Source organism: Cephaloticoccus capnophilus, from assembly GCF_001580045.1.
Lineage (GTDB): Bacteria > Verrucomicrobiota > Verrucomicrobiia > Opitutales > Opitutaceae > Cephaloticoccus > Cephaloticoccus capnophilus.
In genome coordinates this window covers 1-22,846 of the sequence record NZ_LSZP01000021.1, presented here as the reverse complement: position 1 = coordinate 22,846, position 22,846 = coordinate 1, and the positions used below count along the sequence as shown (strand labels likewise).

The 22,846-nt window shown below is 57.4% G+C and carries 18 protein-coding genes; 12 read left to right on the top strand and 6 right to left on the bottom strand.

Features of this window, described 5'->3' with window-relative positions:
* Positions 1-474: 474 nt before the first annotated feature.
* Complete coding sequence (ygfZ, locus tag AXK12_RS02555; RefSeq protein WP_156468805.1) at positions 475-1,434, bottom strand: CAF17-like 4Fe-4S cluster assembly/insertion protein YgfZ; 960 nt, start codon at positions 1,432-1,434, stop codon at positions 475-477.
* A 348-nt stretch (positions 1,435-1,782) separates the two neighbouring features.
* Here ygfZ and AXK12_RS02550 point away from each other — a divergent pair, with 348 nt between their 5' ends.
* From AXK12_RS02550 to imm9 (AXK12_RS08445), 10 genes are all read left to right on the top strand, one after another.
* On the top strand, positions 1,783-2,841 hold the full coding sequence (locus AXK12_RS02550; RefSeq protein WP_068711208.1) for a 3-deoxy-7-phosphoheptulonate synthase: 1,059 nt from the start codon (positions 1,783-1,785) through the stop codon (positions 2,839-2,841).
* A gap of 142 nt (positions 2,842-2,983) precedes the next feature.
* Positions 2,984-3,391, top strand: a complete 408-nt coding sequence (locus AXK12_RS02545; protein ID WP_068711207.1) for a DUF423 domain-containing protein — start codon at positions 2,984-2,986, stop codon at positions 3,389-3,391.
* A 67-nt stretch (positions 3,392-3,458) separates the two neighbouring features.
* Positions 3,459-4,871, top strand: a complete 1,413-nt coding sequence (locus AXK12_RS02540; protein ID WP_068711206.1) for a CCA tRNA nucleotidyltransferase — start codon at positions 3,459-3,461, stop codon at positions 4,869-4,871.
* Positions 4,872-4,949: 78 nt separating this feature from the next.
* Positions 4,950-5,930, top strand: coding sequence for a transaldolase (gene tal, locus AXK12_RS02535; protein WP_068711205.1), 981 nt, complete (start codon positions 4,950-4,952; stop codon positions 5,928-5,930).
* 97 nt (positions 5,931-6,027) lie between these two features.
* Positions 6,028-7,830, top strand: coding sequence for a family 20 glycosylhydrolase (locus tag AXK12_RS02530; RefSeq protein WP_197456966.1), 1,803 nt, complete (start codon positions 6,028-6,030; stop codon positions 7,828-7,830).
* Positions 7,831-7,985: 155 nt separating this feature from the next.
* The gene (imm9, locus tag AXK12_RS08455; protein WP_082782586.1) at positions 7,986-9,509 is read left to right on the top strand and encodes an Imm9 family immunity protein; all 1,524 of its coding nucleotides are present in this window, start codon (positions 7,986-7,988) and stop codon (positions 9,507-9,509) included.
* A 390-nt stretch (positions 9,510-9,899) separates the two neighbouring features.
* Positions 9,900-10,382 (top strand): Imm9 family immunity protein, encoded by a 483-nt coding sequence (imm9, locus tag AXK12_RS08450; protein WP_082782585.1) that lies wholly within the window; start codon positions 9,900-9,902, stop codon positions 10,380-10,382.
* A 67-nt stretch (positions 10,383-10,449) separates the two neighbouring features.
* Positions 10,450-10,944 (top strand): Imm9 family immunity protein, encoded by a 495-nt coding sequence (imm9, locus tag AXK12_RS02520; RefSeq protein ID WP_068711202.1) that lies wholly within the window; start codon positions 10,450-10,452, stop codon positions 10,942-10,944.
* 115 nt (positions 10,945-11,059) lie between these two features.
* Complete coding sequence (locus tag AXK12_RS02515) at positions 11,060-11,581, top strand: hypothetical protein (protein ID WP_068711201.1); 522 nt, start codon at positions 11,060-11,062, stop codon at positions 11,579-11,581.
* Positions 11,582-11,769: 188 nt separating this feature from the next.
* Positions 11,770-12,267: an Imm9 family immunity protein gene (gene imm9 / locus AXK12_RS08445; RefSeq protein ID WP_082782584.1), complete on the top strand. Its 498-nt coding sequence runs from the start codon at positions 11,770-11,772 to the stop codon at positions 12,265-12,267.
* Between the two features lie 171 nt (positions 12,268-12,438).
* Here the strand turns inward: imm9 (AXK12_RS08445) and AXK12_RS02510 are convergent, their stop codons facing one another.
* The 5 genes from AXK12_RS02510 to AXK12_RS02490 form a co-directional block, all read right to left on the bottom strand.
* Positions 12,439-15,369, bottom strand: a complete 2,931-nt coding sequence (locus AXK12_RS02510) for a TonB-dependent receptor (RefSeq protein WP_231863494.1) — start codon at positions 15,367-15,369, stop codon at positions 12,439-12,441.
* Between the two features lie 602 nt (positions 15,370-15,971).
* The gene (locus tag AXK12_RS02505; protein WP_197456965.1) at positions 15,972-17,195 is read right to left on the bottom strand and encodes a 5-(carboxyamino)imidazole ribonucleotide synthase; all 1,224 of its coding nucleotides are present in this window, start codon (positions 17,193-17,195) and stop codon (positions 15,972-15,974) included.
* A gap of 25 nt (positions 17,196-17,220) precedes the next feature.
* Positions 17,221-18,177, bottom strand: coding sequence for an NAD-dependent epimerase/dehydratase family protein (locus AXK12_RS02500; RefSeq protein ID WP_068711199.1), 957 nt, complete (start codon positions 18,175-18,177; stop codon positions 17,221-17,223).
* 76 nt (positions 18,178-18,253) lie between these two features.
* Positions 18,254-19,279 carry a zinc-binding dehydrogenase gene (locus AXK12_RS02495; protein WP_231863493.1) on the bottom strand — a complete coding sequence of 342 codons (1,026 nt, stop codon included), beginning with the start codon at positions 19,277-19,279 and terminating at the stop codon, positions 18,254-18,256.
* Positions 19,280-19,298: 19 nt separating this feature from the next.
* A complete protein-coding gene (locus AXK12_RS02490; protein WP_068711198.1) occupies positions 19,299-19,958 on the bottom strand; it encodes an NAD(P)H-dependent oxidoreductase in 660 nt (219 codons plus the stop codon).
* Between the two features lie 754 nt (positions 19,959-20,712).
* Here AXK12_RS02490 and AXK12_RS02485 point away from each other — a divergent pair.
* On the top strand, positions 20,713-21,660 hold the full coding sequence (locus AXK12_RS02485) for a carbohydrate ABC transporter permease (RefSeq protein WP_068711197.1): 948 nt from the start codon (positions 20,713-20,715) through the stop codon (positions 21,658-21,660).
* Positions 21,661-21,712: 52 nt separating this feature from the next.
* Positions 21,713-22,588: a carbohydrate ABC transporter permease gene (locus AXK12_RS02480; RefSeq protein ID WP_068711196.1), complete on the top strand. Its 876-nt coding sequence runs from the start codon at positions 21,713-21,715 to the stop codon at positions 22,586-22,588.
* Positions 22,589-22,846: the final 258 nt, after the last annotated feature.

Below are 22,846 nucleotides of genomic sequence, written 5' to 3'. Positions count from 1 at the left end.
GGGGGGGGGGGGGGGGGGGGTAAGTTCTGCTAATACATAAGCGCTTTGCAAATGAAAGCACCCGAGTAGAGAAGTAATATAAAGAAACGTGCGACACGACATAGGCACAGACTGCGATACGCCCTCCACCGCCTTAAATAATCATCAGGTGCCCAAAATCGCCTAATCCCTATCCGTTCTCCGAACGGGTACCCCATCCTACCCCTAGAGTCTATTCTTCCCACTGCGCGTGGGGCCGCAGGCTGTTTTATTTGGCGGCGGGAGTTTACTGGTGATTTTCCCCACCTCGCCCAAACGGGTTATCACTCTACTTTCCTCTCCCTGTCGCAATGCGACAGGGGGAGTGCTTTCAAATTTGGGATTTCGCTTTCGCGCGATAGCGCGTTGCGAAATCCCAAATTGAATGGAAGCGGTCACTGACCGCCGCCCCACGCGCAGTGGGAAAAAAGCGTATCAGCCAGCGGGAGTTCAGCGCTAGGCGGTTGGCAGCTCGGCGCTTAGGGCAGCAGGGCCATTGGCGCTGAGTGAAAGGCGCAGGCTTCCTGTTGGGAGCCCGTGTAAGGAGACCGATGCCAAGCCGACAAAGCCACCGGGAGTTTCGTCAGCGACGACCGAGCGCATTTCGCCGACTCGTTTTTCACCGAGATAGAGCGGTGCAGGCAGTTCGCTCGGGGCTATGCCCTCGCTCCGTACCAAAACCAAGCTGCGCCGCACGCGCCCCATGGAGCGCAGCCGTGACATGACCTCTTGGCCCAAGTAGCAGCCCTTCGTGTACGAGACGGCACTTTGCTCAAAGGAGGCTCCGCCCTCCTGCGGCAAATCTGCGCTCCCGAGATCGCGTGGCACAGCAGGCACTTTTGCCAAAATCCGCCGGCGCTCCATTTCGGCTGCGCTAAGCTCCATTTTCGGGTTGAGCTGCGCGATCAGCTCAGCGCACGCCGCAGCAGGCCCGACGCACTCGATCGCCCGGGCTCCACGGCGCCCCTCAAACACACGCCCCGCGCGGGCCAAATCCAGAGAGAAAGGGACGCCCTCCTTCAAAAAAAAAGTCAGCCCCAGCACCTCCGCAGTCTCATCGAAGAGCTCGACCTCATCGGCGATAATGAAGCTCTCCAAGTGCGCACGCAGAGCCGCCCCTGAAGTCTCGTAACTGCAAATAAAGAAGCACTCCTCTCCAACGCGGAGCACAAAACCGTCGCCCAAAATCCGTCCTTTGCGATCGAGCCACAGCCCGTAGACTGCGCGGGCTAACGCGCTAAACACCGCAGCCTCATCGCCCCCGCTTACGCCAGAATCGCCGCCCAGCCCTCCGGCGAGCCCCCGCAAATCGTTGCTAAACTGCCCTTGGAGAAAGCTAAAGGCATCCGGCCCCTGCACCCGCAGCCAGCAGGCCGGTTTCCACGGAAAGAATGAGAGTTCGGGCGTAATCGACATCGCTTTGTTTTTTATTTTACTGCTTAACAAGGAGTTACGGTTATTTTTTGAAAAATTTCACAAGATTCAGTTGACGAGCCGGGCAGTCCCCCTATCTCTCAAAACCGTCAGTTTAACACTTCTCCCGCATAGCGGGAGTTTTGGGGTAACTAAGAAAGCAAAGGCCGGTCGCTTAGGGGTAAGCGGCCGGCCACTTTTTTTGTCGATTCCAAAAGCCCCACAGAGAGCGAAAAAGGCGGTGAGCGGGCCCAGAAGGAAAACGGCGACTGTGGCAGATTGGCTCGATTGAGCCCGAGAGCCCCTTGCACTCCCGGAAGCAGTCGCCCAAAACTCAGCGCTTTATTGTTCATGCAAACCACCACCGACCTAAACGTCACCGAAACCCGCCCCCTGCCGACGCCCGCCGAGCTGATCACCGAAACGCCTGCCAGTGATGCGCTCGCCCGCTTTGTCGCGCAGACGCGGCACGATCTGCACCGCATCCTTTTTACCGACGACCGCCGCTTCCTCCTCGTTATTGGCCCCTGCTCCATCCACGACCTCGAGGCGGGCCGCGACTACGCGCGGCGACTCGCCGCCCTCGCCCCCAAGGTCGCCGATCGCATCATGATCATCATGCGCGTGTACTTCGAGAAACCGCGCACCACCGTCGGCTGGAAAGGGCTCATCATGGACCCGCATCTCGATGGCTCACATGACATTGAGGCCGGGCTACGCAGCGCACGCGCCTTCCTGCGTGAAGTCCTCGAGCTGGGGCTCCCCACCGCGACCGAACTTCTCGACCCGATCACCCCGCAATACATCGCCGACCTAGTGTGCTGGGCGGCGATCGGCGCACGCACCACTGAGTCGCAAACGCACCGCCAAATGGCCTCGGGCCTCTCCATGCCGCTGGGCTTTAAAAACGGGACGGACGGCACGCTGCGCGCCGCGATTAATGCGATTCTCGCCGCGGCACAGCCGCAAACCTTTCTCGGCATCAATCGCAGCGGTGCAGCCTCTGCCGTGCGCACACGTGGCAATCCCGATTGCCACCTCGTCTTGCGCGGCGGCAGCGCAGGCCCCAACTACTCGCCCGAGCATATCGCCAGCGCCGAGGCGACGCTCGCCAAAGCGGGCCTCCCGCCTACCGCAATCCTCGTCGATTGCTCGCACGATAACTCCGCTAAAAAACCACAGCTCCAGCCCGAAGTCCTGCGCGCACTCCTAGCTCAAATCGCCTCCGGAAACCGCTCCATCATGGGTGCGATGATCGAGAGCAACCTAGAGGCAGGCAGCCAGCCCTTCCCCCAGCCCAAGGACAAGCTGCGCTACGGCGTGTCGATTACTGACGGCTGTATCGACTGGGCCACGACAGAGGCGCTCATCCACGAACTCTACGAGGGGCTCGCGCCACGATTTTCGTAAATCGCGGGAATGCGCCCCGCACGCACACATGCGCCGCGTGGGCAGGCCGCGCCTCCCAGCGGGCCTGCCGTGAAATAAAGGAGCCTAGCGACTCTTTGGGCGTTGATGCAGCGGCTATCCCGCGCTTGGAGTTCCGCCCATCATGTCCGCACGTGTTGCCCTTCTCTTGACCGGAGTGATCGGTCTGCTCGCCATTATCTGCGGTGCCTTCGGGGCGCATGCACTCCGGCCCCAACTCCTCGCGACGGGGCACCTCTCCGCGTGGGAAACGGCTGTGCAATACCACTTACTCCACTCGGTCGTGCTCCTCGCCGCCTCGCTCTTTCTCGCGAGTCGCAGCGAGCAATCCGTCGAAGCGCGCTGGCTGCGTCGCGCCATTTTAGCGTGGTGCCTCGGCATCGTGTTCTTCTCGGGCTCGCTCTACTGGCTCGCGCTTGGCGGCCCGCGCTGGCTCGGCCCCGTGACGCCAATCGGCGGCGTGGCTTTTATCTTCGCCTGGGCTTACCTGATTCCCACGGCCCTGAGCATGGGCAAACAAGGCAAGAAATAATCCCAGTAAGGCCGCTGTAGCCGCCGCCTTTCCTCCCGCCCCCGCGCTCTTTCTGTCCGCCTCCGCAATGAAGCTCCCGCCTGATTTGCTCGCTGCGCTCCAAGCCGTGCGCCGTGTGGGCAGGCCGCGCCTCGTCGGCGGCGGCGTGCGCGACTGGCTACTTGGGCGGCCCTCGCACGACTACGACATCGAGGTCGCGGGCGTCGATTTCCCCACGCTGCAACGCGTGCTAGGCCGCTTCGGCGGCACGGACTTAGTCGGGCGCAGCTTCGGCGTAATCAAACTTCGGATACGCGGTCGCGAATACGATTTTAGCCTGCCGCGCCGCGAGTCTAAGGAAGGCGCGGGGCATCGCGGCTTCGCCATTACGCCCGACCCACAGCTCAGCGACGCCGAGGCCGCCGCACGCCGCGATTTCACGATAAACGCGATCGCCTACGACCCCTTCGCCGATGCGCTGATCGATCCGCACGACGGCCAAGCGGACCTGCGCCGCCGCATCCTCCGACACACAAGCGCGGCATTCAGCGAAGACCCGCTGCGTGTCTTGCGCGGCTTCCAACTCGCCGCGCGGCTCGACTTTGCCCTCGCGCCCGAGACGGCCACCCTGTGTAGGAAAATCTCTGATACGTTTCGCGAACTCGCACTGGAGCGGGTCTGGGGCGAGTGGGATAAGTGGGCCACCAAAGCGACAAAACCCTCGCGCGGACTCGACGTGCTAAAGGAGACTGACTGGCTCCGCCACTTTCCCGAAATCGCTGCGCTCGACGCGACACCGCAAGACCCGCAGTGGCACCCGGAGGGTAACGTGTTTACCCATACTCAACACTGCCTCGACGCGCTGGTCTCACTCGACTCCTGGCAAGCGGCTACCCCCGCACTGCGCCGCAAGTTCACGTTTGCCGTCCTCGCACATGACTTTGGGAAACCGGCGACGACTTTCGCAGGCGAGCGCAGCGGCGTTAAACGCATCCTAAGCCCCGGGCACGAAGCGGCGGGCACTGCGCCGACTGAGGCGTTTTTGCACCGCATCGGTGCCCCGCTAGAAATCGCCACGCACGTTTGCCCACTGGTGAAAAATCACCTCGCGCACTACAGCGGCCAATCCACACAGGGCGCATTTTCCGACTCGGCAGTGCGGCGGCTCGCACGGCGGCTCGCGCCCGCCACAATTGAAGAGCTGCTCGTCATCATGCGCGCCGACCACGACGGGCGGCCTCCGCTGCACGACGCGGAGACGCTCGCCCGTATCGACGCACTCGGCGCGAAGGCGCACGAACTCGCCCTCGCCGATGCCGCGCCCAAGCCGCTCGTCCTAGGGCGCCACTTAATCGCGCTCGGCTGGCAGCCCGGCCCCGCGTTTAAAGCCGTGCTCGATACCGCCTTTGAGGCCCAACTCGACGGGCAATTTCACGACGAAGCCACAGGCCGCGCTTGGCTCGCCGAATTTTTAGCTGATCAAAACGAACCCGCGGCCTAGTTTGCGTATCCCTTCGGTGTCCGGCACTCTGCCGGCCGCACTACTCCTTTCACTCCCAACCCAAACACCCACAAAAAAATGGCCACGACTCAACTCGACCAACTCAAGGCATTCACGACCGTAGTCGCCGACACTGGCGACTTCGCCAGCATCAAGCAGTACGCACCGCAAGACGCGACCACCAACCCGAGCCTCATCCTCAAAGCCGCCAGCATGCCCGACTATGCTTGGCTCGTCGAAAAGGCCATCGCCGATAGCCGCAGCAGCACGGCCAGCGCGGCGACGAGCGCAGAGGGCCTTTCTGAAACCATCGACCGGCTACTCGTGCTCTTCGGCTGCGAGATTTTAAAGAGCGTCCCGGGCCGCGTTTCGACAGAAGTCGACGCACGCCTCTCCTTCGACACGGCGGGCACCATCGCCAAAGCGCGTGAGCTAATCGCCCGCTACGAACAGGCCGGAATCGCGCGCGAACGCATCCTCATCAAAATCGCCTCGACCTGGGAAGGGATCAAAGCCGCCGAGCAACTCGAAAAGGAAGGTATCCACTGCAACCTTACACTGCTCTTCTCCTTCGCCCAGGCCGTGGCCTGCGCCGAAGCCCGCGTGCAACTCATCTCGCCCTTCGTGGGCCGCATCCTCGACTGGCACAAAAAGGCCACCGGTCGCGACTACATCGGCGCAGAAGACCCCGGCGTGCGCTCCGTCACCGAGATTTACACCTATTACAAACGCCACGGCTACGCGACCGAAGTCATGGGCGCGAGCTTCCGCAACACTGGCGAAATCCTCGAACTCGCAGGCTGCGACCTCCTGACAATCGCCCCCGCGCTGCTCGCCGAATTGCAAAGCTCGACCGCGCCCCTCGTCCGCAAACTTGACCCGAGCGCCGCCGCAAAGGCCGAGGTCGCCAAGGTCAACTTCGACGAAAAAGGCTTCCGCTACGCGCTCAACGAAGACGCGATGGCCACCGAAAAAACCGCCGAGGGTATCCGCGCCTTTGCCGCCGACATCGTCAAACTCGAGCAGATGATCGCCACACGCTGGGCAGCACTGAAATAGATGCTGGAGCCGCCCCTAAACTCGACGCACCCGCAGCCCGATGTGCGCGAATAACACTCGAGTCCACCCGCGCGGGGCCGACGAGCCCCGCGCCAAAATGGGCGGCCCAGCACGGGCTTGGAGTTGGGATTTAGCGCGGCAGATCGAGCGTTTGGATTGGTTACTTGAGCAAGTCCCGCGCTACGCCGACTGGGGATTTACCGAGCTCTACCTGCATCTCGAAGACGCAGTCCAGTTCCCCAGTTTGCCAAACGTTGCACGGCCCGGCGCCTACACCACCCGCCAAATGGAGCGGCTCGTCACCCGTGCAGCAGCGGTCGGCATCGGTGTCGTGCCAATCGTCAACCTGCTCGGGCACACGCAATACCTCATCAAGGTGCCCGAACTGCGCGACCTCAACGAACTGCGCGCGCCCGACGGATCGCCGCGGCCCACTGGGCAAATCTGCCCACTGCATCCGCGCACGCTCGAGGTCGCCGAGAAACTACTGCGCGACATGCAGCCCTTTTGCACCACGCCAGACCGCAAGGTGCATGTCGGGCTCGACGAATCGTTTGACCTAGGTCGCCACCCGCGCTCGCGAGCTGAGATTGCCCGCATCGGCCTAGCCGCGCACTTCGCGCGCTACGTGAGAAAACTCCGGCGGCTGACGCGCTCACTTGGGCTGAGGATGGGGATGTGGGCCGACATGCTCCACTTCCTCCCCGAGGCGATTCCGCTGCTGCCACGCGACCTAATCGCCTATGACTGGTACTACTACCCGTTTCCTCGAAGCCCTAAGATAGAACTGTTTAATTTTAGGGAGATCGACCTTGCCACGCCGCTAATCTCACGCGGCATCGAGTACTGGGGCTGCCCGATGAATGGAGCCTTCCGGCACGAGCCCTTGCCTCACTTTGGCGACCGACTCGGCAACCTCGCCTCATGGGAACGCCGCTGCAAGGAGGTCGGAGCGCGCGGGCTGCTCATGACTGGTTGGGAGCCAAGCCGACTCGCGATTGAAACGACACAGCTCGTCGATGCGGCACTCGCAGTTAAGACCCCCTCGCCCGAGGAACGTCTAACAGCCGGAGTCGCGCGCGTCTTTGGAACGACACCGCAGCAGGCGCGCAAAATCGCTGCGCGCCTGCTCACTGCCGATCGGTATCCATTCACCGGTTACGCGCGCTGGGAGATCAATAAGGACTGGTCGCTCGCCACCGAGATCAGCGAAGCGCGGCCCAATGAAGAGCGAGCGTTTTTCAAAAAGGCGGCCAAGGCGGCGGCGCGTTGGCCGAAGAAACTCTCCGCTCTGGCGGCCAGCCTGCGCTACCGGCTCTACCTCGCTGAACGCGACTGGTTCGTGAGATTTGGGCGAAGCGCAGCAGACAAGAAACGATTCGAGCACGCGATTACTTCAGGTGAAGCCGCCGCACGAGCGATGTGGGCAGGGAGTCGGAGGCCCGACGCGCACGCGCCCAATCTGGAGTTAATCGCCGCCGACAAGCAGCAGTTGAAACGCTGGTCAGGCGCAGACCCAGGCCGCTCGCCTTGGCTGCGCTATACGGTTTGGGACTTTGCGCCCGGGCTGCACTGGATCGCAGTCGATGAATGGGCACACGGCAAATGGCAGGAGAGAAAAAAGTGCTACACGATTGAGTTTCTGGGCGCTGCCGCGAAGCGGCGCGGAACCCTTCGGCACACGCACCGCGTGCCACTCAAAACGCCGGGAGTGAAGCTTCGTTTCCGCGTCGGCGGGCTAGGCGAGGTAAAAGTCGGGAGTGTAGAACTCTCGCACTCAGCGCGCATCATTCGCCCCAAAGGCTGGCAACGCTTTCGCAAACTCGGCTCACCCACTCCGAGCTGCGGCCTGTTTCCAGATCTCACCCAAGAGCAGTGTTACGCGCTTCAGTTCACGTAGCCACATGCGACCTTGGCCTCACCAAAGGCTTCACTTGCTATGGGAGGAAAACAAAACTCCAAGATTTATAATGACTCGCTCATGCCCCTCCCCCCATATGGCCTTTCAGCGACGAGAGGATTTCTTACTAAAGCGTAAAAACAAGAGAATACGTAATGAAAAATAAACAAGTAGCGGTCAGGATGTCGAGATTTGGCGTCTTTGGGCTTAATAATTTTGCCAACATAAATTCAATTGAAAAAAAGATAGCTACTTATGTTAATTCCATTTTGCCAAGAATAAACATTGAAGACCTGTCGGGATGGAGGCTGGCCTTATCTATTGAACCCGCATGCACAGACTTCATTGCAATTTATAAAAAATTCAAACAGTGCCCTGAAGATAGAGAATGCAAAATTTCAATTACCATTCCCATCCCCGATAATATACACGCGTCTTATGGCATGCCACCTGCCGGAAATGGAACAATTGGCTTTTTTCGTTCAGTAAGAGGCACCGGCTGCCATCTTTTGGATCCTGAGTATGATAAATATGCCAACCTTGAACAATATATTCTTGTGTCAGCCAAAAGGGCTATAGACCTTGGCTTCAGCAAAGGTTTCCCTTGTGATGGGAAAGAAATAAAATTTTCAAGCTTTATAGAGACTCCACTCCCCCCTCACAAGAAGCACGCAATAAAATACAAGCAAGCAAGGGCGCGCATGGCGATTAAAGTCCCTAAACTTGGTAAGTTCGCCAATATAAATTCAATTAGCAGAAAGCTAAATACTTATCTTGAATCTATTCCGCCAAGGATAAACATTGAAGACCTATCGGGAGGGAGGCTAATTTTTCGCATTAATTCCTTCTGCACGGACCGCATTGCAATTTATAAAAACCTTGATTATGATTTTGCACATAGAGAATTCGTAATTTCGATTGCCATCCCCCTCCCCGATAATACGCAAGTGCCTTATGGCATGCCGCCCGGCGAAAATGGGAAAACGGGCTCTTTCCCTCCAGTAGAAAGCGAGCACTTCTATCCGCTGGATCCTGAGTATGATAACTATGACAATCTTGAGCAATATATTCTAGAGGCAGCAATAAAGGCTATAGAATATGGCCTCACCAAAGGTTTCACGGATGGGGGGATAGAATTAAAATTTTCAAGCTCTATAGAGACTCGCAGACTACCCTCCCCTCAGAGGAAATATGTAATGGAGTATAAAAAGGTAACGGTCGTCATGGGGAATAATGTCCCGCGGCTTGATGATTTTGCCGACATGAGTTCAATTTACAAAAAAATAGACACTTATATTAAGTCTATTTTGCCAAGAATAAACATTAAAGATCTATCAGAATGGAAGCTAACTGTAGGCATTGATCACGTCTGCGCAGAATGCATTTCAATTCTCAAAAAACTGGGGCCCTATCCTTCACATAAAGAATACGTAACCTTACTTGCCATCCCCATCCCCGATGATAGGCAAGCGCCTTATGGCATGCCGCGTAGCGAAGATGAGCCCATTGAGCCTCTTGAGCTAAAAAGAAAAAGCGACTTCCACCTTTTGGATCCTGAGTATGATAAATACGCCGACCTTAACCAATATATTCTTGCCTCAACAATAAAGGCGATAGAGCTTGGCTTCACCAAAGGCTTTGCTCGTGAGGGGAAAGCATTAAGATTTCAAGATTTATAATAATCGACATGATTTTTCTGAATCGCAATCAATCCCATAATCATGTCAACCATGGTCTTTTTATTCAAATGTAGACATTTATTTTTATTTTTTCGTAACTCCTAATAATGTATTATCTTTCACCAAAAATAGTAAACGCAGAGACATGAACACGCTATTCTCACGACTGGTAGGGCTAATAGCATCCATCATAGCCGAATTATTCGTTCTATTGATCGCTGTTTTGTACCTTCTGATGTACATTCCGTTTTTTGTACATTTGGGCTATGAGTATTTTTTCAAAAAGAAACGCAAATCGTGATTTAAAAATGGGACGCGACGCAGCGCATCCACCATCCATCTATCCCCCAAACCGTTAATGTCATTGTTCTACCACACAAGGAGTACGTAATGAAACATGAGCAAGTAAGGTTCAGCATGGGGATTGCAGTCCCCAGGCTTGGTAGCTTTGCTAACATATCTTCAATTGAAAATGAAATAGCGGCTTATGTTGAGTCTATTTTGCCAAGAATAAACATGGAAGACCTATCGGGGTGGAGGCTAAATTTCGATGTCACTTACGCATGCACCGACTTCATTGGAGTTTATAGAAAATTTCTACGATATCCTTCAGATAGAGAATACGAAATTTTAATTGCCATCCCCATACCAGACAATACTCAAGCGCCTTATGGCCTACCGCTTGGAAAACATGGAACAATTGGCTCTTTTCGTCCAGCAAGAAGCGACCGCTCCCACCTTTTGGATCCTGAGTATGATCAATATGATGATCTTGACCAATATATTCTTGCGGCAGCAATAAAGGCGATAGACCTTGGCTTCACCAAAGGTTTCACTTGTTACGGCAAGAAAATCAAATTTCAAGATTTATAATGACTTGCCCATTACGCTCCCCTCATAGAAACACCAATGAAATATAAACAAGCCAGGAGATTTAAAAATGAAAAATAAAAAAGTTAAACAACTAAGCATCGGCCTGGGGATTGAAGTTGTTGGGCTTACTAAGTTTGCTGACGTATTTTCAACTGACAAAAAAATAGCTACTTATGTTAAGTCCATTTTGCCAAGAATAAACATTGAGGATCTATCGGGATGGAGGCTACAACTCCACATTAGCTATCTACCCACAGACTCCATTAGCGTTTATAAAAAATTTCTACGGTATCCTTCAGATAGAGAATATGTCATTTTGATTGGCATCCCCATTCCAGATAATACGCAAGCCCCTTATGGCATGCCGACTGGCGCCAATGGGAAAATTAGCCTTTTTTGTCGTTCAGCAGGTGACAAGCACAACCATCTTCTGGATCCGGAGTATGATAAATACGCCGATCTTAACCAATATATTCTTGCGGCAGCAATAAAGGCGATAGACCTTGGCTTCACCAAAGGTTTCACCTGTTATGGGAAGAAAATAAAATTCCAGGATTTATAATGACTCGCACATGACGCTCGCCTCATATCGCCTTTCAACGACGAGGGGAGCTTGGGGCAAAGCATAAAAATAAAAGAATACGTAATAAAATACAAACAGCTAAGAAGATATAAAAATGAAAGATAAACCAAAAGTTACAGATTTTAAATTAGGCAGTGTTTTTTTCGTTCCGTTCCGAGACGGTGTAAACGGCGTATTTGGATACGTAAAATATGACTGCAACACCCGCAGCAATCGAAAGAGCATTAACTTACCGCTCGCCGACATTTACAATCGAGTCTGCCGACTGGATGAGTGGTCAGAAGATATCAAGAAAGAAGAAATAAAAATCCACGACATGATCTTAAGTCTTGTGAATCACTTCCACAAGTCCTATTTCAACAAAAGACCTATGGTGCTGACCGATTACCACACAGACATTATTCACCCGGTTAAATATGGATTCTTTAAAATGGGTACCAAGAAGCTTTGGTATGATGCCGATGCAAAAGACATCGTCTACCCTGATAGTGATGAGCAATACAGAGAAGTGGAAATGGCATTGGCCCCTTACGACCAGGCTTATATAGAAGCTATTTTCAGTGGCATGACTGTTAAATATGGCGATGAGATCCCTGGTTTTGATCGGGAAGACTAGGGTTCGCTCTCGTCGCTATGCTTTATTCTTTTTTCACTCTATTTGCGGCAAGCTATTACGGGTAATAGAGGTTTGTATCACCACACAAAATTACAAAACCGACCGCTTTGCCTATTGCTTAGGCAGTGCCACCCTGCTTTTGAGAGCACTGCCCGTAATGAAAGATAAAAAAGCCAGGAGATATAAAAATGAAAGATAAAAAAGTTAAACAAGTAAGGGCCACCATGCCGACATCAGTCCCTGGGATTTGGAATTTTGCCAACATGGGCCCAATTGAGCGAAAAGTAAATACTTATATTGATTCTATTTTGCCAAGAATAAACATTGAAGACCTGTCGGGATGGAGGCTGCTTTTACACATTAATTCCGTATGCTCAGACCTCATTGGGGTTTATAAAAAATTCCTACGCTATCCTTCAGATCGAGAATACGTGATTTTACTCACCATCCCTATCCCCGATAATACGCAAGCGCCTTATGGCATGCCGCCTGGGCGAGATGGAACAATTGGCTATTTTCGCTCAATAAAAGATAGAGGCAAGCAATCCCATCTTTTGGAGCCTGAGTATGATAAATATGATGGCCTTAACCAATATATTCTTGCGGCAGCAATAAGGGCTATAGACCTCGGATTCACCAAAGGCTTCACTTGCTATGGAAAGAAAATAAAATTCCAAGATTTATAATGACGCGCCTATGACGCGCGCCCCATATCGCTAATGTGCAATGATGGGAAGCTTGGACTGAGGATATAAAAAAAGCGACCGATGTGAAATCGGTCGCTTCTAAAGTTAAAGTGTGGGCGGCGGGTCACTGCTCGCCCACACCTGCAGTCCAAATAAAACAACACGCAGCGGCTAGAAGCCGTAACTTGCGCTGAAGGTCACGCGGCGCGGGGTTTGCCACGCGGTCGGCAGCAGGTATTCGGCGCGAGGGGTGCCGGTGTTGTCGATTTCGGCGACTTCGTCGCGCTGGATGACCGTCTGCTTGTTGAGGAGGTTGGTCACATCGATTTGGAGCGCGAGGCGACGGCCCGCCCACTTGGGCACGTAGCGCAGGCTGAGGTCTTGATTAAAGACCCAGTCGAGGCGACCGGCGTGTCCGCGTTGCTTGAGGTAGTAGTCCTCGCCGTAGCCCGTGCCGGTGACCGAGTCGTCATACCAGCCCATGTAGTTGAGCGGGCGGCCCGAGGTGAGCCGGAAGTTTGCGCCGAGCGTCAGCTCGCTCGTCAGCGCGTAAGTGCCAAAGAGCTTAAAGGCGTGGCGGCGGTCGTTGGGCAGCCAGCCGAAGGAGTTGCGCTGGAGGTCGGGCGTGTCGAATTGCTGGGTGAGGCCGGCGTCGTCTTGGCCGATGTCGGAGAAGACCCAGCCTTCGGTATTCCCGTAGTTTTGCGACCAGGTGTAGGAGAACTGCGCGGCCCACTTGCCGTCCCAGATCCGCTCAAAGAGCAGCTCGATGGCGGCATACTTGCGCTTGCCTTCGGTGAAGCCGAGTTGCTCGGGCGTGAGCGTCACGAGTTGCTCGCCGTTACCGTCCTCGAAGTCCCAGAGCGTGGTGATGCTCTTGCCGGGGTTGGCGAGGACGTAGTGCTGATAGCCGATGAAGTCGGCCCCGGCGAGGCCGAGCACGTTTTGCGCATAATCGGTCAACGCGTGGTCGATGATCATGTCGTCCATCGTGCTCTTCAGGTCGCGGTAGGTGCCGCGCAGGCCGACGCGGTAGTCTTTGCTGAGCGCGTGGTCGATGCCGACGATGAACTCGTCCTGATACATCGGGTCGAGGTTGCGGTCGACGATACTGTCTTTGTTGGGAATCGTCCCGGGCGAGAGCAGTTGCAGCGTGCCGATTTGCCGTCCGCGAATGGGCGTGCCGTCGGCGTTTACCCCGAGGAGTTCATACCACTCTTCGGTGAACTTCTCGCCGCCTGCGAGGCGGGCGTTGGTGTTGGAGGCGACGGGGATGTGGTAACGTCCGTAGTTGGCGTAGATTTTTGTCTTTTGGTCGCCGAAGAGGTCGTAGGCCACACCGAGACGCGGGGCGATTTGCTGCGTCATCTCGACGAAGGATTCGCCCGCAGCGTTGAAGTTTTCAAAATTCTCGCTGCGAACGCCCAAGCGGAAAAGCAAGCGGCCGTCGAGCGTCGTCCAGTTATCCTCAATATAGTAGGCGTCGCTGGTGACTTGAAAGCTGCCTGCATTTTCCAAGAAGCGGTCGCGGGTGACTTGGGTGACGCCAGCGGGGACGATGCCGCCGCCGAGCGTTGCACCGGGCGTCACGGTCGCGTAGCGGTGAAACCAGCCGCCACCGGAGTAGCCGGTTACGACGTTGGAGTAGTTGTCCTCGCGGTCGAAGCCGACGCGCAGCTGGTGCTCGCCGAAGAGCGAGAAGCCGTAGGTCACGTCGAGCCGGATCGCCTCGCGCTCGTCGAGGCTGCCAGGCTCGACGACAGCCTGCGTGCCGGAGAGGCGTTGCGCGGGGCCAAAGCGGGCGTCGAGGACGAGCGGCTCGGCATCGGTGCTGCCGAAGGTGGACAGGTCGTTCTTACTTTTGCCCCAAAGCGCGGAGACGGTGAGCCGGTCGCTGAGGCTGCCAACGTAGCGAGCGATTTTTACGTCACCCCCGAGCTTGCTCGTGATGGTGGTCGGATCGGTGCCGAGATCGGTCTTCGTGGCGAAGTCGTAGTCCGTATCGGTGTTAAGCGTTTCCTTCTCGGTCTCGATAAAGGTAAACTCCAGCGTGTGCCCGGGGAAGGGGTTGGCGGTGAGTTTGGCAAAGTAGAGTGGGTCATCCTGCTTTTGGCGGCGGATGCGGCTGCCGCCCGCGCGCACGTCTTCGTTCTTAATCTCGTTGGCGTTGTAGAGCGCGTAGAAGAAGAGCTTGTCCTTAATGAGGGGGCCGCTCGCCCAAATATTGGCTTCGAGCCGCTCGCGCTTATCCGCTCCGTTGTAGCTCCAAAGCGTGTTGGGCGTGCCTGCTTGGTTCGTGTAGTAGCGGTCAGGGTTTTTGCCGTTTAGGCTGGAATCGGGCATGTAGAAGACATTGGCCCCGGCCTTGTAGGTGTTCGTGCCGGTCTTGGTCGTCGCGTTGATGACGCCGCCCAGCGAGCGGCCAAACTCAGCGGAGTAGCCGCCGCTCTTAATCTCAAACTGCTCGTAAGCCTCATAGGGCAGCTCGATGGGGTTGGTGCCCGTGCGAAAGTCGCTCAGGTTAAAGCCATCCACGAAGTAGGCGTTTTCCGCGACGGACGCACCGCCGAAGGAGATGAGGTTGCCGAAAGCCGTGTCGCCCTGCACCGCGCCGGGGGCGAGCAGCGCGATCGCGCTCGTGTTGCGCGCAACAGGTAGGGCTTCGAGTTGCGACGCGCCAAAAATCGACACCGACTCCGTGCGGCCAAAATCAATCGGGCTAAACGACGCGCTGAGCCCGCTGACCTCCAAGCGCTCCAGCTCCACGATCGAGTCGCTGCCGATGCTCACGTTGCTCGTCGTGCCGATGAACACCTCGACGAGGACTTCGCCCTCGCCCTCCACACTCACGCGGTAGCGACCGGTGGGGACGGCGGTAATTCTGAATGAGCCAGAAGACGTAGCGGTCGTTGTGCGGGAGTAACCCGTCTCAACATTTACGGCAGTGACACTCGCACTGGGCGCGACACGACCGGAGAGCGAACCAGTGACATTCGACTGGGCTAGGGCGAGCGGAGCGCTTACCAGGAGCGCGGCCAATACGCCCGCGAGCGAAAGCGAAGCGAAAGACCGCGCGCGGCGGCCGCCGAACGCAGCAGCCACTAAGCTTGAAACAGCGCGTAAAAACCACGCGGCAAATCGAAGCGTGTGCATAGGTGGGGGAAGGGTTGGTTTGTTAGTTGTGTAGGTCAGCGAGCGCGCAGCCGCACTCACCGAGAAGAGGCGCACAGAGCACAGGCACCGCCCCTGATTCAAGAAAATCATGCCCCCTACGTAAAACTATGCCACGGGCTTCAAGCAGTGAGCAGTCCAGCAATCGAAGGACTGATACTTAGCAGCAGTCTAGGGGCTGTTCCCGTTTTTCCCACTACGCGTGGGGCGGCAGCGTGTCGCTGCACCCATTTACCGAACGCTTGGCCGCCGTGCTTGCGCACGGCAACCAAGCGCTCGGTAGAAAGGACCCCAAACTTGGAGACGGGAGCTTATGAGTGATTTTCCCCTCCTCGCCCAAACGGGTTATCACTCTACTTTCCCCTCCCTGTCGCAACGCGACAGGGGAGAGTGCTTTCAAATTTGGGATTTCGTGATCGCGCGATAGCGCGATGCGAAATCCCAAATTGAATGGGTGCAGGCACAGCCTGCCGCCCCACGCGTAGTGGGAAATCTGCCTCCGACGCGGCGCGGCCCGAAGGGACGAGGCCGATTCAGCCTGCGGCGTGCAGTTGGGCTTTGAGCGCACGAGCGCGGGTGAGGGTTTCTTCCGCATCGTCGCCCAGCACGGTAAAGTGGCCCATCTTGCGCCCACGGCGCGGCTCGGCTTTTCCGTACAAATGCAGCTTCGTGTGCGCGTCGGCCAAAAGAGCCGCCCAATTTGGAGTCTGCGGGACAGCCGAGTCGCGCTGCGGGAACCACGCATCCCCCAAAACATTCACCATCACGGCGACACGCGCACGCGGCGCGACCGAGCCCAGCGGCAGTCCACAAATCGCGCGGACTTGCTGCTCAAACTGCGAAGTCGCGCAGGCATCCAAGGTCGCGTGTCCCGAGTTGTGCGTACGCGGTGCCAACTCGTTGACGAGTAGCTCGCCACTTTCCGTCAAGAACAGCTCTACTCCCAGCACCCCCACGAGCCCGAGTTTCTGCGCGATCTCGACTGCCAAGGCTTCGGCCCTCGCCATCATCCCGGGCGGCACCCGCGCGGGCAAAATCGAGATATCCAAGATGTGATTTGTGTGGATGTTCTCGGCAGGCGGAAACGTGCGCAACTCGCCGCCCACCCCACGCGCCACCACGACCGAAAGCTCACACTGATACGTTACCCACTGCTCGACCACCGCCGCTTGCCCGGAAAACTGGGCTTGCGCAGCGGCGATCTCCGCCTCGCTCGTGAGCTTCAACTGCCCCTTCCCATCGTAGCCAAAGTCAGCGGTCTTCACCACGCAGGGCAGCCCGACCTCGCGAATCGCAGCGGCCAAGTCTCCGCCCTCCGGTACCGAGGCAAAACGCGCATGCGGAATCCCCTGATCGCGCAACCAAGTCTTCTCGCGCAGCCGATTTTGGGCGATTTCCAAAATCCGCCAATCCGGCCGCAGCCGTTGCCCAAGCCCTGCGGCCTCCAAAGCCTTTAACGGCGCAGTCGGGATATTCTCAAATTCGTAAGTCACCACATCGCAGCCGTGCACGAAGTCGCGCAACGCATCGAGGTCGGCATAGGGCGCATTCACTTCTTGGTTCGCCACTGCCCCTGCGGGACAGGCCACTTGTGGCTCGTAAACGGCGACCGAAAATCCGAGCGACTGCGCGGCTTGGGCAAGCATGCGGCCAAGCTGCCCGCCGCCCAAAATACCGATGCGGCCCGTGCCAGGGAGGATACAGTTGCGTGTCATCACGATGCCCACTGCCAAGCCTGCCTCAGCGGCAGGGCGCAAGATAAAGCGCACTTGCGTGTTTTCCTCACGCCGCTCGCGCGCCGCGAATTAGCTCGGCCAAAGCGCGCTCCACCGTCCACTCCGCCTCAAAGCCCAGCTCGGCCCGAGCCCGGGCGGGATCTCCCAACGAGTGGACGATGTCGCCGCTGCGCGCAGGCGCGAATACCGGCGGCGGCGCATCGGGGTACTCCACCGAGAAAATCCGCACACTCTCCAATAGCGAAGTCGCCCGCCCCGTGCAGATATTGGCAACGCCACTCGCCAAGCCCGTGCGCGCCGAAGTCGCCGCGAGCGCGTTAGCCCGCGCGACATCGTACACCGAGATAAAATCCCGCGTCTGCTGCCCATCGCCGTAAATCGTCGGCGCTCGCCCTGCGGCGTAGCAGTTTTGGAAAACCGAAATCACCCCCGAGTACGGCGAGGCCGGATCCTGCCTTGGCCCAAAAACATTAAAGTACCGCTGGCAGCGCACGACACAGTCGCCCGCGACAGCCGCCGGGCTATCCAGCAGGATCGACTCAGAGCTCAACTTCGCCTCGCCATAAGGGCTGATCGGCTGTTTCGGCGCGGCCTCATCGATAGGCAGCGCACGCACATCGCCATAAACGGCGGCAGACGAGGCAAAGACGATCCGGCGCACGCCCTGCTTGGCGGCGGCGGAGGCGACATGCTCAGTCGCCGTGATATTGAGACGGTGGTTGAGTGCGGGGTTGGCAATGCTCTCCTGCACGCTCACGAGTGCCGCAAGGTGGATGATGGCTTCGGGCCGGAAACGCGCGCAAAGCGAGTCCAGCACGCCCGACTCGGCCACATCCGCTTCGACGAGCTCAAAGCGCAGAGCCTGCCGCAGCGCCGCGTCGAGATTTCGACGATGCCCGGTGCGGAAATTATCAACGCCTAGGACCTCGTGCCCCTCGGCCAAAAGCCGCTCACTCGTGTGACTGCCAATAAATCCGGCTGCACCGGTGATCAGGATTTTCATAACACTGGGGTGAAGGGCAATCGGAGCAAAACGGACAGCGACAAATGCCCGGTACGTAAACAAGCGCAGGTGAGCCTCAAATCGTGATGCCGATTTTGCCCAGTTGCTCGCCGCGCTCCATCAGAGCGAAGGCCTCGGCAGTTTGGGCGAGCGGATAGTGCGCACTGATTATCGGGCGCAGCTCTTTGCGGTTAACGAAATCGAGCATCGCCGCCCAGTCTGCCGGACTGCCCATCGTCGACCCCAAAAGCGAGAGCTGCCGCCAAAACACTTTGCGCAGCGCGAGCTCGGGCACGTTACCACGCGTCGACCCGTAAAATGCGATTCGCCCGCCAGCAGCCGCGGCATCAATCAACGACTCGAAACCCGGCCCACCCGCGCTGTCGATAATCACATCGAAACCGCCGCCCGACTGCTCCACGGCTTCGCGCGCCCAATCGCTGCGCGTGTAAAGAAAGCCGCCGCGCGCGCCCAGCTCGGCGGCACGCACGAGCTTCTCGGGGGAGCTCGACGTCGCCCAAACTTCTGCGCCGAGCGCGACCGCAAATTGCAGCGCAAAAAGCGCGACGCCTCCGCCAATGCCCGAGATAAGGACACGCTCGCCCGCGCGGACTTGAGCACGCGAGACCAGCGCACGCCACGCGGTCAGCCCGGCGAGAGGGAGCGCAGCGGCCTCGCACCAGTCCAAATGCTCGGGGCGAGGAGCGAGCTGATCGGCAGGCACGCACACCCGCTCGGCCAGTGTGCCTTCGCGCGGAAGCCCCAATATCGAAAACGCTTGCCCCTGTGCCGCTGCCGACTCGCCCCACCCGAGCGCAGGGTTGATAATCACCTCACGCCCGAGGAGTTCACGGGAAACGCCCGCGCCCAGCTCACTCACCACGCCAGCCCCATCGCTCCCCGGAATGATCGGCCACTGAAGCCCCGCATATTGTCCGCGCAGTATCCACAGATCGCGGTGATTAAGCGCCGCGGCGCGCAACAACACGCACACTTCGCCTTGAGCGGGTTTCGGCTCAGGGACGGAGCCGAAGCACAGCGAATCAACCGCAGTAAAGGTAATGGCTTGCATGATACACAGAACCTTGAGGGCAGTGCGCATAGCGCACAAGTCGAGCCACTCAAACGTGCGTAAACAGCGTTTCCTTGGGCAAGCGCAGCTTGGGGCGTTCCGCGTAGCGATCGTCCGCAGCGCGATAGCCCGCCGCACAGCACACTTGGACGCGGTAGCCGCTCCCCGTAAGCCCAAGAACCTCGTCCACCTTGTCCTTCGATAAACCTTCCAGCGGACAGGTATCCACACCGAGGAGCGCGGCACTGGTCAGGAAGTTACCCAGCGCGATGTAGACTTGATGCGACTGCCAAGAATGGAGGCTGTCGCTCGCCCGAGCGCCTTCGATAGCCCCATTGAGCATTTTCCCAAAGCCCGCAAGCGACTCGCGCGTAACGCCGAGTAACTCGCAGGCCCGCGCAAGATGCTGCTCGACATAGTCGGCCCCAAACTCACGCCGCACCGCAAACACCAAAAAATGCGAGCAGTCGCTGACCTGAGATTGGCCGTAAGCCGCCTCCCGCAGCGCGGCCTTTTTCTCGGCATCAGTCACCACGATAAAATGCCAAGGCTGCAGCCCGTAGGACGACGGCGTGAGGACGAGCGACTCTTCGAGCGCAGACCAAAGCTCGGGAGCGATTTTACGCGCAGGATCGAAGCGTTTGACCGCGTAGCGCCAGTTGAGCGCAGAGAGCAGGGATTCGGACGAGAGGGCTGGAGCTTGTAACATGGACGCGGAGAGGGACCGCAGGCGGATTTTTGTCAAGATATGCGCAGTGCGAGCCTCGTATCCACGCATTTAGCGACGGTGACTTCTCCGCTTTAAGGCCTGCTCGCATTTCAAACGCGAACAGCGCTGCTGCTTACGGCTCAGCCCGTAAAATAGAAAGGGTTCACGACCGTCCGCGCGGTCAGTGACCGCTCTCTCTGAGCTTCCACTGCGCGTGGGGCGGCAGCGTGTCGCTGCACCCATTTACCGAGCGCTTGGCAGCCGTGCATGCGCACGGCAGCCAAGCGCTCGGTAGAACTTGGAGGTGGGAGTTTATGGGTAATTTTTCGCACCTCGCCCAAACGGGTTATCACTCTACTTTCCCCTCCCTGTCGCAACGCGACAGGGAGAATGCTTTCAAATTTGGGATTTCGCTTTCGCGCGATAGCGCGTTGCGAAATCCCAAATTAAATGGAAGCGGTCACTGACCGCCGCCCCACGCGCAGTGGAAAAAAGCGTATTAGCCAGCGGCGAGCGTGCGCAGCACACGTGAGTGGCGAGCCGCGAGCCAGATGTCTCGCGGTTGAAACGGGAACAGACCCTAGCCCATAAAAAACGCGTCTCACATTTTTTGAACTGGAAGCTTGGGGATTATCCACTCATCGTGGGGCACCCCATTTCCCCGTCCTATTCTGCTTTCTCCCCAAAAGCGTAGTTCCCCACGGTCGCATCTAGCTTCCCCTAGCCAGTCCGCCGTGCGGTGCGCCCCAAACCGATGCCTAGGTACACTGTCCACAAGAAGATCCTGCGCGACTGGCCGCTGTATTTCTTCATAATCCCCTCGTTGGTGCTAGTCGTCACCTTCCAGTACTACCCCGTCGCGAGTGGTTTTTATCACAGCGTGTTTGAGTGGGGGGGCGGAGACGCCAAGCGCTTCACAGGCTGGGAAAATTATGGGCGGGCATTTACCGATACGACCTTTCTTAACTCGTTTAAGGTGATCGGGTTACTGCTCATCTTTAACCTCATAAAGATGTGGCCCTCGGTCATCATAGCCGTCCTCATCCACCGACTAAAGAGCGACCGCTGGCAATATGTGTATCGCGTGCTCTTGGTGGTGCCGATGATCGTGCCCTCGCTAGTGAGCCTGTTCATCTGGAAGTTCCTCCTAGACCCCAACATCGGCGGGTTAAATGCCTTGATTGAGGCCACTGGCTTCAAGTCGGTGCTCGTCGCGGTAGATAACTTCTTCGGGTGGGGCGTGTTCTTTGAGGATGTGCCGATCGCTTGGCTCGGGCAGCCGCAACTCATCTTGCCCACGCTGTTCATCTGGGGTTTCCCGTGGATTGGGATGTTTGGCGTCCTACTCTACCTCGCCGGACTCCAATCCATCGGCACAGAGGTCTACGAAGCGGCTGACCTCGACGGCATCGGCCCCATTCAGAAATTCTTCTACATCGAGCTGCCTCTGATCCTCACCCAGATCCGCCTCAGTTTGATTCTGATGGTGATGAATACCCTAGGCGGCTTCGGCTTCCAACTGCTCATGCTAAACGAAGCGGGCGGCCCAGGAGGCAGGGGCATGGTGCCCGGGCTGTGGATTTACAACCGCTCCTTTGTCGCCGGTGAGTTCGGCTACGCCTGCGCACTAGGGATTATCCTCGGGCTAATCATCCTAGGGCTCACCTACATCAACAACCGCTACATCCGCATAGACAAATAAGCCCCGCAACTTGGCCGCTCCTAAAGCCCGCGCATCAGTAGCTCCTGTCCCCATGTCTGCCTCCACTGCCCCCTCTCCCAACGCCACCAAAGCCGCTCGTCCTCTAAAACGTCGGCAGTACGACTGGCCCAAGCACATCGTGCTGATGACGCTCATCGGCATTGAGCTGTTCCCCCTCTACATGATGCTCCAAGTGTCTTTTAAAGACACGAGCACTTTTCTCCAACAACCTTGGCTCCCACTGCCAATTAGCCAGTGGGATTGGAGTAACTGGAGCTTCGGGATAAAGCTCATCGCCCCCTACCTCGCCAACACCGTCTTCGTCACCACCTGTGCCACCTTCGGCACGTTCTTTTTCGCGCTGCTCGGAGCGTACTTTTTCGCCCGCTCAAAACTGCCAGGCAAAGGGATCCTGTGGACGCTGTTTTTGATTCTGCTCATCATGCCAGGCGTCGGGACCTTTGTGCCAGTGTTCATGCTGCTCAAGTCGCTGCACCTGCTCAATACGCTCTTCGCCCTCATCATCCTCGGCGTTTCGGGCGGCCAAGTACTTAACGTCTTTATCCTGCGCCACTTCATCGAGGACATCCCCAAAGACCTCTTCGAAGCGGCTGAAATGGACGGGGCCAGCCATTTCCAGCGGATGGTGCACATCGTAATTCCGATGGCCGCTCCCATCATTGGAACCCTCTCCATCTTCGCCTTCATGGGCGGGTGGAACGATTTCATGATGCCGCTCATCATCCTGCGCGACCAAGAACTCTTTACGCTCGGAGTAGGCCTCATCTACCTCGAAGGCGAATACGTGAAGCCGTGGGGCAAAATTATGGCCACGTACTTCATCTCCTCAGTCCCCCTGCTCATCATGCTGCTATTTACGATGAAGTTCTTCGTCCGCAGCTTCTCTGCCGGAGCGGTTAAGGGGTAAAGCGACACAAGCCTAGGGCCTGCTCCCGTTTCAAACGCGAGCCGCAGCCCCGCCTCCCCCTGCCCACAAGGTAAATGTCAGAGCTCACAGACACCTCCACTGCGCGTGGGGCGGCGGTCAGTGACCGCTTCCGTTCAATTTGGGAATTGGCCCCGTCGCTTCGCGACGAAACCAATTCCCAAATTTGAAGCCCCTCCCCCTGTCGCGTTGCGACAAGGAAGGGGAAGTAGAGTGATAACCCGTTTGGGCGAGGTGGGA

Bases quoted from the DNA above. Each gene is read 5' to 3' on its own strand.
- imm9 (WP_068711202.1), top strand. From the start codon at position 10,450: ATGAAAAATAAAAAAGTTAAACAACTAAGCATCGGCCTGGGGATTGAA.
- imm9 (WP_082782586.1), top strand. From the start codon at position 7,986: ATGAAAAATAAACAAGTAGCGGTCAGGATGTCGAGATTTGGCGTCTTT.
- AXK12_RS02495 (WP_231863493.1), bottom strand. From the start codon at position 19,279: ATGCGCACTGCCCTCAAGGTTCTGTGTATCATGCAAGCCATTACCTTT.
- AXK12_RS02480 (WP_068711196.1), top strand. From the start codon at position 21,713: ATGTCTGCCTCCACTGCCCCCTCTCCCAACGCCACCAAAGCCGCTCGT.
- imm9 (WP_082782584.1), top strand. From the start codon at position 11,770: ATGAAAGATAAAAAAGTTAAACAAGTAAGGGCCACCATGCCGACATCA.
- AXK12_RS02550 (WP_068711208.1), top strand. From the start codon at position 1,783: ATGCAAACCACCACCGACCTAAACGTCACCGAAACCCGCCCCCTGCCG.
- AXK12_RS02500 (WP_068711199.1), bottom strand. From the start codon at position 18,177: ATGAAAATCCTGATCACCGGTGCAGCCGGATTTATTGGCAGTCACACG.
- imm9 (WP_082782585.1), top strand. From the start codon at position 9,900: ATGAAACATGAGCAAGTAAGGTTCAGCATGGGGATTGCAGTCCCCAGG.
- AXK12_RS02490 (WP_068711198.1), bottom strand. From the start codon at position 19,958: ATGTTACAAGCTCCAGCCCTCTCGTCCGAATCCCTGCTCTCTGCGCTC.
- AXK12_RS02485 (WP_068711197.1), top strand. From the start codon at position 20,713: ATGCCTAGGTACACTGTCCACAAGAAGATCCTGCGCGACTGGCCGCTG.
- tal (WP_068711205.1), top strand. From the start codon at position 4,950: ATGGCCACGACTCAACTCGACCAACTCAAGGCATTCACGACCGTAGTC.
- AXK12_RS02540 (WP_068711206.1), top strand. From the start codon at position 3,459: ATGAAGCTCCCGCCTGATTTGCTCGCTGCGCTCCAAGCCGTGCGCCGT.
- ygfZ (WP_156468805.1), bottom strand. From the start codon at position 1,434: ATGTCGATTACGCCCGAACTCTCATTCTTTCCGTGGAAACCGGCCTGC.
- AXK12_RS02530 (WP_197456966.1), top strand. From the start codon at position 6,028: ATGGGCGGCCCAGCACGGGCTTGGAGTTGGGATTTAGCGCGGCAGATC.
- AXK12_RS02515 (WP_068711201.1), top strand. From the start codon at position 11,060: ATGAAAGATAAACCAAAAGTTACAGATTTTAAATTAGGCAGTGTTTTT.
- AXK12_RS02545 (WP_068711207.1), top strand. From the start codon at position 2,984: ATGTCCGCACGTGTTGCCCTTCTCTTGACCGGAGTGATCGGTCTGCTC.